At 71.0% G+C, this 13530-nt stretch carries 12 protein-coding genes; all 12 read left to right on the top strand.

Features of this window, described 5'->3' with window-relative positions:
• The first annotated feature begins 380 nt into the window (after positions 1-380).
• The 12 genes from OHQ87_RS22585 (at position 381) to nuoH (ending at position 13529) form a co-directional block, all read left to right on the top strand.
• Entirely contained in the window at positions 381-1640 is a 1260-nt protein-coding gene (locus OHQ87_RS22585; RefSeq protein ID WP_328340884.1) for an LPXTG cell wall anchor domain-containing protein, read from the top strand.
• A gap of 130 nt (positions 1641-1770) precedes the next feature.
• Entirely contained in the window at positions 1771-2481 is a 711-nt protein-coding gene (locus OHQ87_RS22580) for a demethylmenaquinone methyltransferase (RefSeq protein WP_328340882.1), read from the top strand.
• A 68-nt stretch (positions 2482-2549) separates the two neighbouring features.
• Positions 2550-2771 (top strand): hypothetical protein, encoded by a 222-nt coding sequence (locus tag OHQ87_RS22575; RefSeq protein ID WP_328340880.1) that lies wholly within the window; start codon positions 2550-2552, stop codon positions 2769-2771.
• Between the two features lie 134 nt (positions 2772-2905).
• Positions 2906-4180 carry a geranylgeranyl reductase family protein gene (locus tag OHQ87_RS22570; RefSeq protein WP_328340878.1) on the top strand — a complete coding sequence of 425 codons (1275 nt, stop codon included), beginning with the start codon at positions 2906-2908 and terminating at the stop codon, positions 4178-4180.
• Positions 4181-4315: 135 nt separating this feature from the next.
• Complete coding sequence (locus OHQ87_RS22565) at positions 4316-4681, top strand: NADH-quinone oxidoreductase subunit A (protein ID WP_067300536.1); 366 nt, start codon at positions 4316-4318, stop codon at positions 4679-4681.
• A 14-nt stretch (positions 4682-4695) separates the two neighbouring features.
• Positions 4696-5373 (top strand): NuoB/complex I 20 kDa subunit family protein, encoded by a 678-nt coding sequence (locus tag OHQ87_RS22560; protein ID WP_302740008.1) that lies wholly within the window; start codon positions 4696-4698, stop codon positions 5371-5373.
• The gene (locus OHQ87_RS22555; protein WP_328340874.1) at positions 5370-6101 is read left to right on the top strand and encodes an NADH-quinone oxidoreductase subunit C; all 732 of its coding nucleotides are present in this window, start codon (positions 5370-5372) and stop codon (positions 6099-6101) included. Before OHQ87_RS22560 ends, OHQ87_RS22555 begins: the two co-directional genes overlap by 4 nt.
• Positions 6098-7423: an NADH-quinone oxidoreductase subunit D gene (locus OHQ87_RS22550; RefSeq protein ID WP_328340872.1), complete on the top strand. Its 1326-nt coding sequence runs from the start codon at positions 6098-6100 to the stop codon at positions 7421-7423. Before OHQ87_RS22555 ends, OHQ87_RS22550 begins: the two co-directional genes overlap by 4 nt.
• Positions 7420-8385 (top strand): NADH-quinone oxidoreductase subunit NuoE, encoded by a 966-nt coding sequence (gene nuoE, locus OHQ87_RS22545; RefSeq protein WP_328340871.1) that lies wholly within the window; start codon positions 7420-7422, stop codon positions 8383-8385. Before OHQ87_RS22550 ends, nuoE begins: the two co-directional genes overlap by 4 nt.
• Entirely contained in the window at positions 8382-9698 is a 1317-nt protein-coding gene (gene nuoF / locus OHQ87_RS22540) for an NADH-quinone oxidoreductase subunit NuoF (RefSeq protein ID WP_328340869.1), read from the top strand. The genes nuoE and nuoF overlap by 4 nt, the downstream gene beginning before the upstream one ends.
• 55 nt (positions 9699-9753) lie before the next feature.
• Complete coding sequence (locus OHQ87_RS22535; RefSeq protein WP_328340868.1) at positions 9754-12180, top strand: NADH-quinone oxidoreductase subunit G; 2427 nt, start codon at positions 9754-9756, stop codon at positions 12178-12180.
• Positions 12177-13529 carry an NADH-quinone oxidoreductase subunit NuoH gene (nuoH, locus tag OHQ87_RS22530; protein ID WP_328340866.1) on the top strand — a complete coding sequence of 451 codons (1353 nt, stop codon included), beginning with the start codon at positions 12177-12179 and terminating at the stop codon, positions 13527-13529. Before OHQ87_RS22535 ends, nuoH begins: the two co-directional genes overlap by 4 nt.
• Position 13530 lies beyond the last annotated feature (1 nt).

The following is a 13530-nucleotide window of genomic DNA, read 5'->3' as shown; positions in this document are numbered from 1 at the left end:
TCACGGGGGATCAGCCACCACAAGACGCGGCATTTTGGGCGGGGTGCGCCATGCTGGGCGGATACCCAGGTCGTGGCGCTCCGGCGCGGGGGTTGGCGCGGCCCGGCGGTGCCCGCTAACGTGCGCCCGACGTACCTTCGTCTCCCCCGCGGGAGGCCCGGACGAGCTTGGCGTCGTCCTCCATCGGTCCGGGAGGGCCGTTCATATAAAACGGGGGCGGGATGGGTGACCATCCCGCCCCCGCTCTTCGTCCGTTCGGACCCGTCTTGGACAAAATCGCACGTCACAGCTGGCGTACCGGCGTCGATCTCGGATAACGTCCGCTCGGCTTGACACATCAGCCCCACCTTTCCCAGCAGTCCCTACCCCCCGGGGGATCGATGACTCTGTTCCACCGCTCGGCCGTGGCCCGCGTCGGTGCCGTGGTCCTGCTCGCCGTGGGTGGCCTGGCCACCGTGGCCGCCCCGGCCAACGCCGCCGACCAGGCGAAACTCGACCTTGTCCCACTCAGCTACCAGCTGGCGCTCGGGGTCAAGGAGGCCAAGGCCAAGCCGTTCAAGTTCTCCGTACAGAACCTCCGTGGCACGGTCGACGCCAAGGACGTGAAGGTCACCGTCGAGACCGCGGGCCTCAGGCCGAACAAGGTCGGGGTGCTCGTGCCGGACGGCTGTGCCGTCGCCGGCACCGCCTTCACCTGCTCGCTGTCCGACCTGGGTGGCACCACCGACGACATCGTCGGCGGCACCACCGAGGAGTTCGGCATTCCGCTCTTCGGCACCGACACGCGCGGCAAGGGGGGCGTGCTGAAGGTGACCGTGAGCGCGCCCAACGCCATCTCGGACTCGGTCGACCACGACATCATGGTCGTCAAGCCCGGCTACGACCTGACCACCTGGGTGCAGGACGTCTACGCCGACGTGGTGGTCGACGGCGACGAGGCCGGCGAGAGCGGACTGACCGGCGTCAAGCCGGGCGGGACCGCCCCGCTGGACTGGGCGGTCTACAACGGCGGCAGCCGCCGGGCCACCGGCATCTTCTACGGCATCGCCCTGCCGGCCGGTGCCAGCTTCGTCGAGGTGCCGGAGGGTTGCGTCACGCAGGACCTGGGTGGCGTGGTGGCGTACTGCGAGGACCCCGGCGCGGTGCTGCGGCCGGGCGAGTTCTACACCGCCGACGTACGGGTGAAGGTCGACGCGGGCGTCACCGAGAAGGTGCTCACGCCAGGCGTCATCTTCGCCGCCGGGCTGGACGGTGCCGTCGGTGAGCCGGAGGAGGAGCCGCAGGTCGCCAGCAAGGCGCAGCGGAAGACCTTCACCGAGACCGACGACGGCGACAACACCTCGCTGTTCGACGTGTTCGTCGACCTGACCGCCGGTCCGAGCCCGACGCCGAGCCCGAGCCCGACCGGCGAGCCCAGCCCGTCGACGAGCGCCAGCCCCACGGTCAGCGCCAGTCCGACGACCGGTGGCGGCACCGGCGGTGGCGACGACGACGGCGGTCTGCCGGTGACCGGCGCGCAGGCCACCCTGATCGGTGGCATCGGTGTCGCCGTGCTGCTCGCGGGCGGGGCGCTGCTGATGCTCGCCCGTCGGCGTCGGCTCGTGCTGGTGACCCCGGGCGACGAGAAGCCGCAGAGCTGAACGGCGGCGGTCGGCGCACGACTGAGCGGTAGGACGTAGAGCGGGCGGGGTGGTCATCCACCCCGCCCGCCGCACGTCCGGGGAGAGACCCAGCGCCGGGCGGGTGGGCGGTGGCTGGCAGAGTGGAGGGGTGAGCCGTACCCCGCAGGGCCAGCGCGCCGGCCTGGACAAGTCTCCGCACGAGGTCGCCGCGATGTTCGACGGGGTGGCCGCCCGTTACGACCTGACGAACACGGTCCTGTCCTTCGGGCAGGACCGCTCGTGGCGGCGGGCCACCCGGGCGGCGCTCGGGCTGCTCCCGGGGGAGCGGGTGCTGGACGTGGGCGCCGGCACCGGGGTGTCGACGCAGGAGTTGGCCCGCTCCGGGGCGTACGTGGTGGGGGCGGATCTGTCGCAGGGCATGCTGCACGCCGGCAAGCGGGTCCGGCCGGAGGTGCCGCTGCTGGCCGGGGACGCGTTGCGGCTCCCCTTCGCCGACGCCTCCTTCGACGCGGTGACGATCTCCTTCGCCCTGCGTAACGTCAACGACACCGATGCGGCGCTGCGGGAGCTGGCCCGGGTGACCCGGCCCGGCGGGCGGTTGGTGGTCTGCGAGTTCAGCACCCCGGTGCAGCCGGCCTTCCGTACCGTCTACCTGTCGTACCTGATGCGGTCGTTGCCGGCGGTGGCCCGGACGGTGTCCAGCAACCCCGACGCGTACGTCTATCTGGCCGAGTCGATCCGGGCCTGGCCGGACCAGGCGGCGCTGGCGGCCCGCATCGGCGCGGCCGGGTGGGGCCGGGTGGGGTGGCGCAACCTGACCGGCGGTGTGGTGGCCCTGCACCGGGCCGTTCGCGGGTGACCCTGCGTGAATGGCAACTTTTCGCTCATGCCTAATTTCGGCGTAGTTTGACCCGTAAGCTCCCCTGCATGACGGGAGCAGCGCCGAGCGACCCACCGGCCACCACCGACGACGACGCCGCCGAGCTGGTCGCCCAGCTCAGGGAGCTGGCGGGCGCGGACCCGACAGAGGTCCGGCAGGTGGTTGCCGAGGTGCTGGGCGCGCTCGACCGGGCGGCAGGCGGAGCGCTACGTGACCAACTGCCGGCGGCGATCCGGGCCGCCGCCGGGCTCGACACCGCCCGGAACTGAGCCCGAACCGACCCCCGACCCGCATGTTTCCAAAAAGTTAGGTACCCCTCACCCGGCAGCGGGGTAACCACGGTCATAGACTCCAACCCGATCGGCTTGTGAAGCATTTCACGAGCGTGCGGGAGGAGGCGCAGATGACTTCGGTGGAGAACGACGCCGACGTGATCGTGGTGGGCGCTGGTCCCGGTGGATCGGCGACGGCGTACCACCTGGCGCGGCACGGCGTACGCGTGCTGCTGCTGGAGAAGACCGAGTTCCCCCGCGAGAAGGTGTGCGGGGACGGGCTCACCCCCCGGGCGACCCGGCAGCTCATCCGGATGGGCGTGGACACCTCGCCCGAGGCCGGCTGGCTGCACAACAAGGGCCTACGGGTGATCGGCGGCGGGGTACGCCTCGAACTGGACTGGCCCGACCTGGCCAGCTTCCCCAACTACGGCCTGGTCCGCACCCGGCTGGACTTCGACGACCTGCTCGCCCAGCGGGCGGTCTCGGCCGGCGCGGAGCTGCGTACCAACGTCAACGTGATCGGCCCGGTGCTCGACGGCGACGACCGGGTGGTCGGCGTGACCGCCGAGGTCGGCCCGGACCGGGCGCCAGCCACTTTCCACGCCCCGCTGGTGGTCGCCGCCGACGGCGTCTCCGGCCGGTTCCCGCTCGCCCTCGGCCTGGCCAAGCGGGAGGACCGGCCGATCGGGGTGGCCGTCCGCCGCTACTACCGCTCGCCGGCCAAGCACGACGACGACTACCTGGAGTCCTGGCTGGAGCTGCGCAGCAAGGACAACGACGCGCTGCTGCCCGGCTACGGCTGGATCTTCGGCCTCGGTGACGGCCGGGTCAACGTCGGCCTCGGGGTGCTCAACTCCTCCTCCGCGTTCGGCAAGACCAACTACCGGCGGCTGCTCACCGACTGGCTGGCCAACACCCCGGCGGACTGGGGGATGACCGACGAGGCGAACGCCGACGGCCCGATCCTCGGCGCGGCGCTGCCGATGGGCTTCAACCGGGTGCCGCACTACACCCGGGGGGTCCTGCTGGTCGGCGACTCCGGCGGCATGGTCAACCCGTTCAACGGCGAGGGCATCGCGTACGCGATGGAGTCCGGCGAACTGGCGGCCGAGGTCATCGTCCAGGCGCTGGCCCGACCGGCCGGCCCGGAGCGGGAGCGGGCGCTCACCGCGTACCCGCAGGAGCTGAAGGCCCGGTTCGGCGGCTATTACCGGCTCGGCGGGATCTTCGTCAAGCTGATCGGCCGGCCCGAGGTGATGCGGATGGCGACCAGGCACGGCATGCCGCACCCGATGCTGATGCGCTTCGTGCTCAAGCTGCTGGCCAACCTGACCGACCCGCGCGGCGGGGACGCGATGGACCGGGTCATCAACGCGATGACCAAGGCGGCTCCGGCCGTGTGAGCGCGACCGGGCCAGGGCCAACGACGGCCCCGGCACGGGCAGGGATCGACCCCCGCTGACGGCAGTCACGGGGGATGTGAATAGTGTGAATTTCGTCAAGCACCTGGGGCAGGGGAAGGACGAGCAGGAGAAAAGATGTCGCTCTCGCCTTACGCACCGATCATCGGGCTGTTCGCCCTCGCCGCGGCGTTCTCGCTGTTCTCCGTGGCCGCCGCCCGCTTCGCCGGTCCCCGGCGCTACAACAAGGCCAAGCTCGAGGCATACGAGTGTGGGATCGAGCCTAGCCCGCAGCCGGTGGGCGGCGGACGGTTCCCGATCAAGTTCTACCTGACGGCGATGCTCTTCATCGTCTTCGACATCGAGATCATCTTCCTCTACCCCTGGGCGGTCTCCTTCGACGCCCTGCCGATCTTCGGCTTCGTGGAGATGGTCCTGTTCATCGTCGCGGTCTTCGTCGCGTACGCCTATGTGTGGCGTCGCGGCGGCCTGGACTGGGACTGAGGGAGGAACGTCAGATGGGCATCGAGGAGAAACTCCCCGCCGGCGTCCTGCTCACCTCCGTGGAGAAGCTGGTCAACTGGTCGCGGAAGTCGTCCGTCTGGGGCGCCACCTTCGGCCTGGCCTGCTGCGCCATCGAGATGATGGCGGCCGGTGGCCCGCACTACGACATGGGCCGCTGGGGCATGGAGGTCTTCCGGGCCTCGCCGCGCCAGGCCGACCTGATGATCGTGGCCGGCCGGGTGAGTCAGAAGATGGCCCCCGTGCTGCGCCAGATCTACGACCAGATGGCCGAGCCCCGCTGGGTGCTCTCCATGGGTGTCTGCGCCAGCAGCGGCGGCATGTTCAACAACTACGCCATCGTCCAGGGCGTCGACCACGTGGTCCCGGTCGACATGTACCTGCCGGGCTGCCCGCCCCGCCCCGAGATGCTCATCGACGCGATCCTCAAGCTCCGCGAGAAGATCATGTACGAGCCGCTGGGCCCGAACGGCCGCAAGATGCAGGCGGCCCGCCTGGAGCGCGGTGACGTGCCCGTGGTGCCGTACGGCTCGATGCCGTCGTCGTACCGCAACGACAAGGCCCGTCGCGCCGAGTGGACGAAGGCGGTCCGCGAGGGGCGCGAGGAGCAGCTGCGGATCGAGAACTGGATGAACGCCCAGAACCACCTCCAATCGCAGGGGGGCCCGAAGTGACCGACCACCGCACCAACGATGGCGGGGTGCCGGTGCCGGTCACCCCGGCCGGTGCGACAAGCGGCGCTCCCGCCGAACTGCCGCCGTCCAGCCCCGCCGGGCGCGGCATGTTCGGCATGCAGGGCACCGGCGACGTCTCCGGCTACGGCGGCCTGGTCCGCCAACGCACCCCGATCGAGGAGGCCCCCCGGCCCTACGGGGGCTACTTCGACGAGGTACGCGACGCGCTGGAGGAGGCGTACCCGCACTTCGGCGACGCGATCGAGAAGGTCGTCGTCGACCGGGGCGAGCTGACCCTGCACGTGCGCCCGGAGCGGATCGCCGAGGTCTGCCAGGTGATGCGGGACGATCTGGCGCTGCGCTTCGAGCTGTGCTCCTCGGTGTCCGGGGTGGACTACCTCGGTGCCGACGAGCGCCGGCTGCACGTCGTCTACCTGCTCACCTCGATGACCTACCGGCGTCGGGTCCGGCTGGAGGCGGCCGTCTCCGTCGAGAGCCCGCACCTGCCCAGCGTGACCGCCGTCTACCCGACTGCCGACTGGCAGGAGCGCGAGGCGTACGACATGTTCGGTGTCGTCTTCGACGGCCACCCCAACCTGACCCGGATCCTGATGCCGGACGACTGGGAGGGCCACCCGCAGCGCAAGGACTACCCGCTCGGCGGCGTCCCGGTGGAGTACAAGGGCGCCGAGATCCCGCCGCCGGACCGCAGGAGGTCGTACCAGTGACCACGTCCAACTACGCGACCGAGCGGGAGACCACCGAGGGTCGGGTCTTCACCGTCACCGGTGGGGACTGGGACCAGGTCGTCTCCGGCACCGACCCGATCAACGACGAGCGGATCGTCGTGAACATGGGTCCGCAGCACCCGTCCACGCACGGCGTGCTGCGGCTGATCCTGGAGCTGGAGGGCGAGACGGTCCGCGAGGCCCGTTCGGTCGTCGGCTACCTGCACACCGGCATCGAGAAGAACCTCGAGTACCGCAACTGGGTGCAGGGCTCGACCTTCGTGACCCGGATGGACTACCTCGCCCCGATCTTCAACGAGACGGCGTACAGCCTCGCGGTGGAGAAGCTGCTCGGCATCACCGACGACATCACCGAGCGGGCCACCACGATCCGGGTCCTGATGATGGAGCTGAACCGGATCTCCTCGCACCTGGTGTGGCTGGCTACCACCGGCATGGAGCTGGGCGCGATCTCGATCATGCTGTACGGCTTCCGCGAGCGGGAGTACATCCTCGACATCTTCGAGACCATCACCGGCCTGCGGATGAACCACGCCTACGTCCGGCCGGGCGGGGTGGCGCAGGACGTGCCGGACGCGGCGATCGTCAAGATCCGCGACTTCCTCAAGATGATGCCGAAGAAGCTCAAGGAGTACGAGGACCTCCTCTCCGGCCAGCCGATCTGGACCGAGCGCACCCAGGGCGTCGCGGTGCTCGACACGACCGCCTGTCTCGCGCTCGGCGTGACCGGTCCGGTGCTGCGCTCCGCCGGCCTCGGCTGGGACCTGCGCAAGACCATGCCGTACTGCGGCTACGAGAGCTACGAGTTCGACGTGCCGACCCACCCGGACGGCGACGTCTGGGGCCGCTACCTGGTCCGGCTGGCCGAGATCCGGGAGTCGCTCAAGCTGGTCGAGCAGGCGCTGGACCGGCTGCAGCCGGGCCCGGTGATGGTCGCCGACCGCAAGATCGCCTGGCCGGCGCAGCTGGCCATCGGCGTGGACGGCATGGGCAACTCGCTGGAGCACGTCGCCAAGATCATGGGTCAGTCGATGGAGTCGCTGATCCACCACTTCAAGCTGGTCACCGAGGGCTTCCGGGTCCCGCCGGGCCAGGTGTACGTCGGCATCGAGTCGCCCCGGGGCGAGCTGGGCGTGCACGCGGTCTCCGACGGTGGCACCCGGCCCTACCGGGTGCACTACCGGGAGCCGAGTTTCGTCAACCTCCAGGCCCTCCCGGCGATGGCCGAGGGCGGCCTGATCGCCGACGTGATCGCCGGTGGCGCCTCGCTGGACCCCGTGATGGGTGGTTGTGACCGATGACGACGTTTACTGAAGAGACCCGGACCCGGGCTCGGGAGATCATCGCCCGGTACCCGGCCGACCGGTCCCGCTCGGCGCTGCTGCCGCTGCTGCACCTGGTGCAGGCCGAGGAGGGCTACGTCTCCCCGGCCGGGGTGACGTTCTGCGCCGAGGTGCTGGGGCTGAACAAGGCCCAGGTCGGCGCGGTGGCCACCTTCTACACCATGTACAAGCGCCGGCCCACAGGTGACTACCTGGTCAGCGTCTGCACCAACACGATGTGCAACGTGCTCGGCGGCCAGGAGGTCTACGACACCCTGGTCGAGCACCTGGGCGTCGGGCACGACGAGACGACCGCCGACGGGAAGATCACCCTGGAGCACGCCGAGTGCCTGGCGGCCTGCGACTACGGCCCGGTGATGACGGTCAACTACGACTTCTTCGACGGCGTCGACCCGCAGGGCGCGGTCGGCGTGGTGGACGAGCTGCGCGCCGGGGGCCGGCCGATGCCGACCCGGGGTGCCCGGCTCTGCACGCTCAAGGAGATGGCGGTGCAGCTCGCCGGGTTCGCCGACGAGCGTGACGGCGCGGTCGCCGACGGCGGGCCGGGCGAGGCCACCCTGCGCGGCCTGCGGCTGGCCGAGCAGCACGGCATCTCGGCGCCGGGTTACGACCCGAAGACCCCGATCCGCAGCAAGGCCGAGGCCGACCGGGCCGCTGCCGAGGCGAAGGCGAAGGCCGAAGCCGCCAAGGCCCCGACCGCCCCCGGCGTCAAGGTCCCGACCGACGGCGCACCGCCGGCACCCCGTGACGCGCAGGCGGCGCAGGCGGCCGGGGTGGCCGCGAACGCTCCCGCCGGTGACGGCAAGCCCGCCGGCGACGAGGCCGGCGCGCAGCAGCGCAACCTCAAGGAAGCCGAGGCGGAAACGGGCGCTGCCGGCGCGGGCTCCGCCGTCGCGAGCGAGACGGGGGCCCAGAAGTGACCACTCCCCGGCCGGAGACCCTGGCCAAGCTGACTCCCGTGCTCACCCGGCGCTGGATCTCGCCGGACGCCTGGCGGATCGGCACCTACGAGAAGCTCGACGGCTACGCCGCGCTGCGCAAGGCCCTCAAGGCCCACCCGGACGACCTGATCCAGCTGATCAAGGACTCCGGGCTGCGCGGGCGGGGTGGCGCGGGCTTCCCCACCGGCCTGAAGTGGGGTTTCATCCCACAGGGCGACGGCAAGCCGCATTACCTGGTGGTCAACGCCGACGAGGGCGAGCCGGGCACCTGCAAGGACCTGCCGCTGATGACCCACGACCCGCACGCGCTGGTCGAGGGCGTCATCATCGCCTCGTACGCGATCCGGGCCAACCGGGCCTACATCTACATCCGCGGCGAGGCGGTGCACGCCGCCCGCCGGCTGCGCAACGCGGTGGCCGAGGCACAGGCCAAGGGTTACCTCGGGCGCAACATCCTCGGCACCGGGTTCGACCTGGAGCTGGTGGTGCACTCGGGTGCCGGGGCGTACATCTGCGGCGAGGAGACGGCGCTGCTGGACTCGCTGGAGGGGTTCCGGGGTCAGCCCCGGCTCCGCCCGCCGTTCCCGGCCACCCACGGCCTGTACGCCAGCCCGACGGTGGTCAACAACGTCGGCACCATCGCCAGCGTGCCGTACATCGTGCTGGGCGGCGCGGACTGGTGGAAGACCATGGGCACGGAGAAGTCGTCCGGGCCGATGATCTACTCGCTCTCCGGTCGGATCGTCAACCCGGGCCAGTTCGAGTGCGGGCTGGGTGTCACCCTGCGCGAGCTGATCGAGCTGGCCGGCGGCATGCAGCCCGGTCACCAGCTCAGGTTCTGGACGCCCGGGGGATCGTCCACCCCGCTGCTCACCGCCGAACACCTGGACGTGCCGCTGGACTTCGAGGGGGTGGCGGCGGCCGGCTCGATCCTGGGCACCACGGCCACCCAGATCTTCTCCGACCAGGACTGCCCGGTCTACGCGACCTACCGGTGGCTGGAGTTCTACCACCACGAGTCGTGCGGCAAGTGCACCCCGTGCCGCGAGGGCAACTACTGGATGGTGCGGGTCTACCGGCGCATCCTGGCCGGTCAGGGCACCCACGAGGACCTGGACACCCTGCTCGACACCTGCGACAACATCCTCGGCCGCTCGTTCTGCGGTCTGGGCGACGGTGCGACCAGCTCGGTGACCTCGTCGTTGCAGTACTTCAAGCAGGACTACCTCGACTACATCGAGGGGCGTACCGCGCCGAAGCTCTCCGACAAGCAGCTGGTTGGAGCTCACTGATGAGCGCGAGGAACGAGCTTGCGAGTCCCGCAGTCGCGAATGAAAGGCGACTCTGATGACCGACGTAGCCAAGCAGACCGAGACCGTGACGCTCACCATCGACGGCGTCGAGGTCACCGCCCCCAAGGGGGCGCTGCTGATCCGGGTCGCCGAGCAGTTGGGCACCGAGATCCCGCGGTTCTGCGACCACCCGCTGCTGGCCCCGGCCGGCGCCTGCCGGCAGTGCCTGGTCGAGGTGGAGGGGCAGCGCAAGCCGGTCGCCTCGTGCACCCAGACCGTCGCCGAGGGCATGGTGGTCCGCACCCAGCTCAGCTCCCCGGTCGCCAAGAAGGCGCAGGAGGGGGTGATGGAGCTGCTGCTGCTCAACCACCCGCTGGACTGCCCGATGTGCGACAAGGGTGGTGAGTGCCCGCTCCAGAACCAGGCGATGTCCACCGGCCGCACCGACTCCCGCTTTCACGAGCACAAGCGGGAGTACGTCAAGCCGATGGAGATCAGCACCCAGGTGCTGCTGGACCGGGAGCGCTGCGTGCTCTGCCAGCGCTGCACCAGGTTCTCCGAAGAGATCGCCGGCGACAAGTTCATCGACCTGATGGGCCGGTCGTCCGCCGAAGAGATCAACATCTACCGGGACGACGCGTACGGCGCGGAGGGCGACGAGGGCGACGTCCCGTTCAACTCGTACTTCTCCGGCAACACCGTGCAGATCTGCCCGGTCGGCGCGCTCACCGGGGCGCAGTACCGGTTCCGGGCCCGCCCGTTCGACCTGGTCTCCAGCCCGAGCGTCTGCGAGCACTGCTCGGCCGGCTGCGCCCAGCGCACCGACTGGCGGCGGGGCAAGGTGCTGCGTCGGCTCGCCGGCGACGACCCGCAGGTCAACGAGGAGTGGAACTGCGACAAGGGGCGGTGGGGCTTCCAGTACACCCGCGCCTTCGACCGGTTGAGCACCCCGCTGGTCCGCGACGAGGAGTCCGGTGAGCTGCGCGAGGCGTCCTGGAGCGAGGCGCTGACCCGGGCCGCCGACGGGCTGCGGGCCGCCCGCGACGAGGGTCGCGGCACGGCGGTGCTGACCGGTGGCCGGCTGACCGTCGAGGACGCCTACGCGTACGCGAAGTTCGCCCGGGTCGCCCTGAACACCAACGACATCGACTTCCGGGCCCGGCCGGTCTCCCGCGAGGAGGCCGACTTCCTGGCCAGCACCGTCGCCGGGGTCACCGACGTGACCTACGCCGACGTGGAGAAGGCGTCCACGGTGGTGCTTGTCGGCCTGGAGCCGGAGGAGGAGTGCCCGATCCTCTTCCTGCGGCTGCGCAAGGCGTACCTGAAGAAGAAGCTGACGGTGTACGCGATCGCCCCGTTCGCCACCCGTGGCCTGGAGAAGCTCGGGGCCAAGCTGGCCCGGGTGGTGCCGGGCGAGGAGGCGAGCGTGCTCGCCGAGCACGACACGGTGGCCGAGGCGCTGAGCGCCGAGGGCGCGATCCTGTTCGTCGGCGAGCGGCTGGCCGGCGTGCCCGGTGGCCTCTCCGCCGCCGCGGACGTCGCCCGGCGTACCGGTGCGAAGCTGGCCTGGGTGCCGCGTCGCGCGGGCGACCGGGGTGCGGTCGACGCGGGCTGCCTGCCCAACCTGCTGCCCGGCGGGCGTCCGGTGACCGAGCCGTCGGCCCGCGCCGAGTTGGGCGAGGCGTGGGACATTCCGGCCGGGGTGATCCCCAGCCAGGCCGGTCGGGACACCGACCAGATCCTGGCCGCCGCCGCGGGCGGCCAGCTCGGCGCCCTGGTGGTGGCCGGGGTGGACCCGGCCGACCTGGCCGACCCGAGGCTGGCCGAGCAGGCCCTCGACGCGGTGCCCTTCCTGGTCAGCCTGGAGCTGCGTAACTCGGCGGTGGCCCGTCGGGCGGACGTGGTGCTCCCGGTCGCCCCGGTGGTGGAGAAGGCCGGCAGCTTCCTGGACTGGGAGGGCCGGCTGCGCACCTTCGAGGCGGTGCTGCACACCGCCGCGATGACCGACGGCCGGGTGCTGGACGCGATCGCCGCGCAGCTCGACGTGCGGCTCGGCACCGGCGACGTGACGAGCGTCCGCCGGGAGTTGGGCGCGCTGCCGCCGACCCGGGCCGACCGGCCGGTCACCCCCTCGGTCGCCCCGGGGTCCGTGCCCCAGCCGGGTGCGGGCGAGGCGGTGCTCGCCACCTGGCACCAGCTGATCGACCTGGGCAGCCTCACCGACGGTGACGAGCACCTCGCCGGCACCGGCCGTCCGCCGGTGGTCCGGCTGGGCAAGGGCACCGCCGAGACGCTCGGCGTGGCCGACGGTGACCCGGTCACGGTCGGCACCGACCGGGGTGCGGTCACCCTGCCGGCGGCCATCACCGAGATGCCCGACGGCGTCGTCTGGCTGCCGACCAACTCGCCCGGTTCGACCGTCCGGCGCAGCCTCGGCACCGCGTCCGGCACGGTGGTCCGGATCTCCGGAGGTGCACAGTGAACACCCTCCTCCTGGCGCAGGACCCGACGCTTGCCGACTTCGGCCGGGACCCGTGGTGGCTGGTCCTCATCAAGATCGTCTTCGCCTTCGTCTTCGGTCTGCTCGCCACCCTGCTCGGCGTCTGGTTCGAGCGCCGGGTCGTCGGCTACATGCAGGTCCGGCCCGGCCCCAACCAGGTCGGCCCGTTCGGCCTGCTGCAGACCCTCGCCGACGGCCTCAAGATGGCCTTCAAGGAGGACATCCTCCCGAAGTCCGCCGACAAGGTGGTCTACTTCTTCGCGCCGGTCATCTCGGTGGTCTGTGCGGTCACCGCGCTGTCGGTGATCCCGTTCGGCCCGATGGTGAGCATCTTCGGCCACCAGACGCCGTTGCAGGTCACCGACGTGCCGGTGGCGGTGCTGGTGCTGCTGGCCTGCTCGTCGCTGGCCGTCTACGGCATCGTGCTCGGCGGCTGGGCCTCCGGCTCGACCTACCCGCTGCTCGGCGGGCTGCGCTCCAGCGCCCAGATGATCTCCTACGAGGTCGCCATGGGGCTGAGCATCGTCGCGGTGTTCATGACCGCCGGCACCATGTCCACCAGCGGGATCGTCGCCGCCCAGGGGGACGCCACCCGGCTCACCATCGCCGGCGTCGAGATCCCCGCCCCGGGCTGGTACGCGATCCTGCTGCTGCCCAGCTTCATCATCTTCTTCATCGCCACCGTCGGGGAGACCAACCGGGCGCCGTTCGACCTGCCCGAGGCGGAGTCGGAGCTGGTCGCCGGCTTCATGACCGAGTACAGCTCGCTGAAGTTCGCGCTCTTCATGCTCTCCGAGTACGTCGCCATGGTGACCATGTCCGCGGTCACCACGACGCTGTTCCTAGGTGGCTGGCGGGCCCCCTGGCCGATCACGCTGTGGGCGGACGCCAACACCGGTTGGTGGCCGATGCTCTGGTTCTTCGGCAAGGTGCTGCTGCTGGTCTTCGTCTTCGTCTGGCTCCGGGGCACCCTGCCCCGGCTGCGCTACGACCAGTTCATGCGCTTCGGCTGGAAGGTGCTGCTCCCGATCAACCTGGTCTGGATCCTGGTCCTGGCCGGGCTGCGCTCCATCGAGGACTGGCAGTCGCGGGACCGGCTGCTCGCCACCGCCGTCGGCGCGGGCGTGCTGCTGCTGGCGACGCTGCTCTGGCCGAGCCGCAAGCCGACCCCGAAGCCGACCCCGCAGGAACAGGCCGACAGCCGGCCGTACGGCAGCTTCCCGCTGCCCCCGCTGGATCTACAGGTACCGCCGAGCCCGCGCACCAAGCGCGTGGTCGCCGAGCGGGAGCCGGCCAACATCGCCACCGGCTCCGACTCCAAGGAGGTGTGAC

The sequence above is a fragment of the Micromonospora sp. NBC_00421 genome, assembly GCF_036017915.1.
Lineage (GTDB): Bacteria > Actinomycetota > Actinomycetes > Mycobacteriales > Micromonosporaceae > Micromonospora.
The sequence above is the reverse complement of the archived record's forward strand: the minus strand, read 5'-3'. Positions and strand labels throughout refer to the sequence as shown.

Coding starts and splice junctions, on each gene's coding strand:
- OHQ87_RS22565 (WP_067300536.1), top strand. CDS start 4,316: ATGTCGCTCTCGCCTTACGCACCGATCATCGGGCTGTTCGCCCTCGCC.
- OHQ87_RS22585 (WP_328340884.1), top strand. CDS start 381: ATGACTCTGTTCCACCGCTCGGCCGTGGCCCGCGTCGGTGCCGTGGTC.
- OHQ87_RS22560 (WP_302740008.1), top strand. CDS start 4,696: ATGGGCATCGAGGAGAAACTCCCCGCCGGCGTCCTGCTCACCTCCGTG.
- OHQ87_RS22535 (WP_328340868.1), top strand. CDS start 9,754: ATGACCGACGTAGCCAAGCAGACCGAGACCGTGACGCTCACCATCGAC.
- OHQ87_RS22570 (WP_328340878.1), top strand. CDS start 2,906: ATGACTTCGGTGGAGAACGACGCCGACGTGATCGTGGTGGGCGCTGGT.
- OHQ87_RS22575 (WP_328340880.1), top strand. CDS start 2,550: ATGACGGGAGCAGCGCCGAGCGACCCACCGGCCACCACCGACGACGAC.
- nuoE (WP_328340871.1), top strand. CDS start 7,420: ATGACGACGTTTACTGAAGAGACCCGGACCCGGGCTCGGGAGATCATC.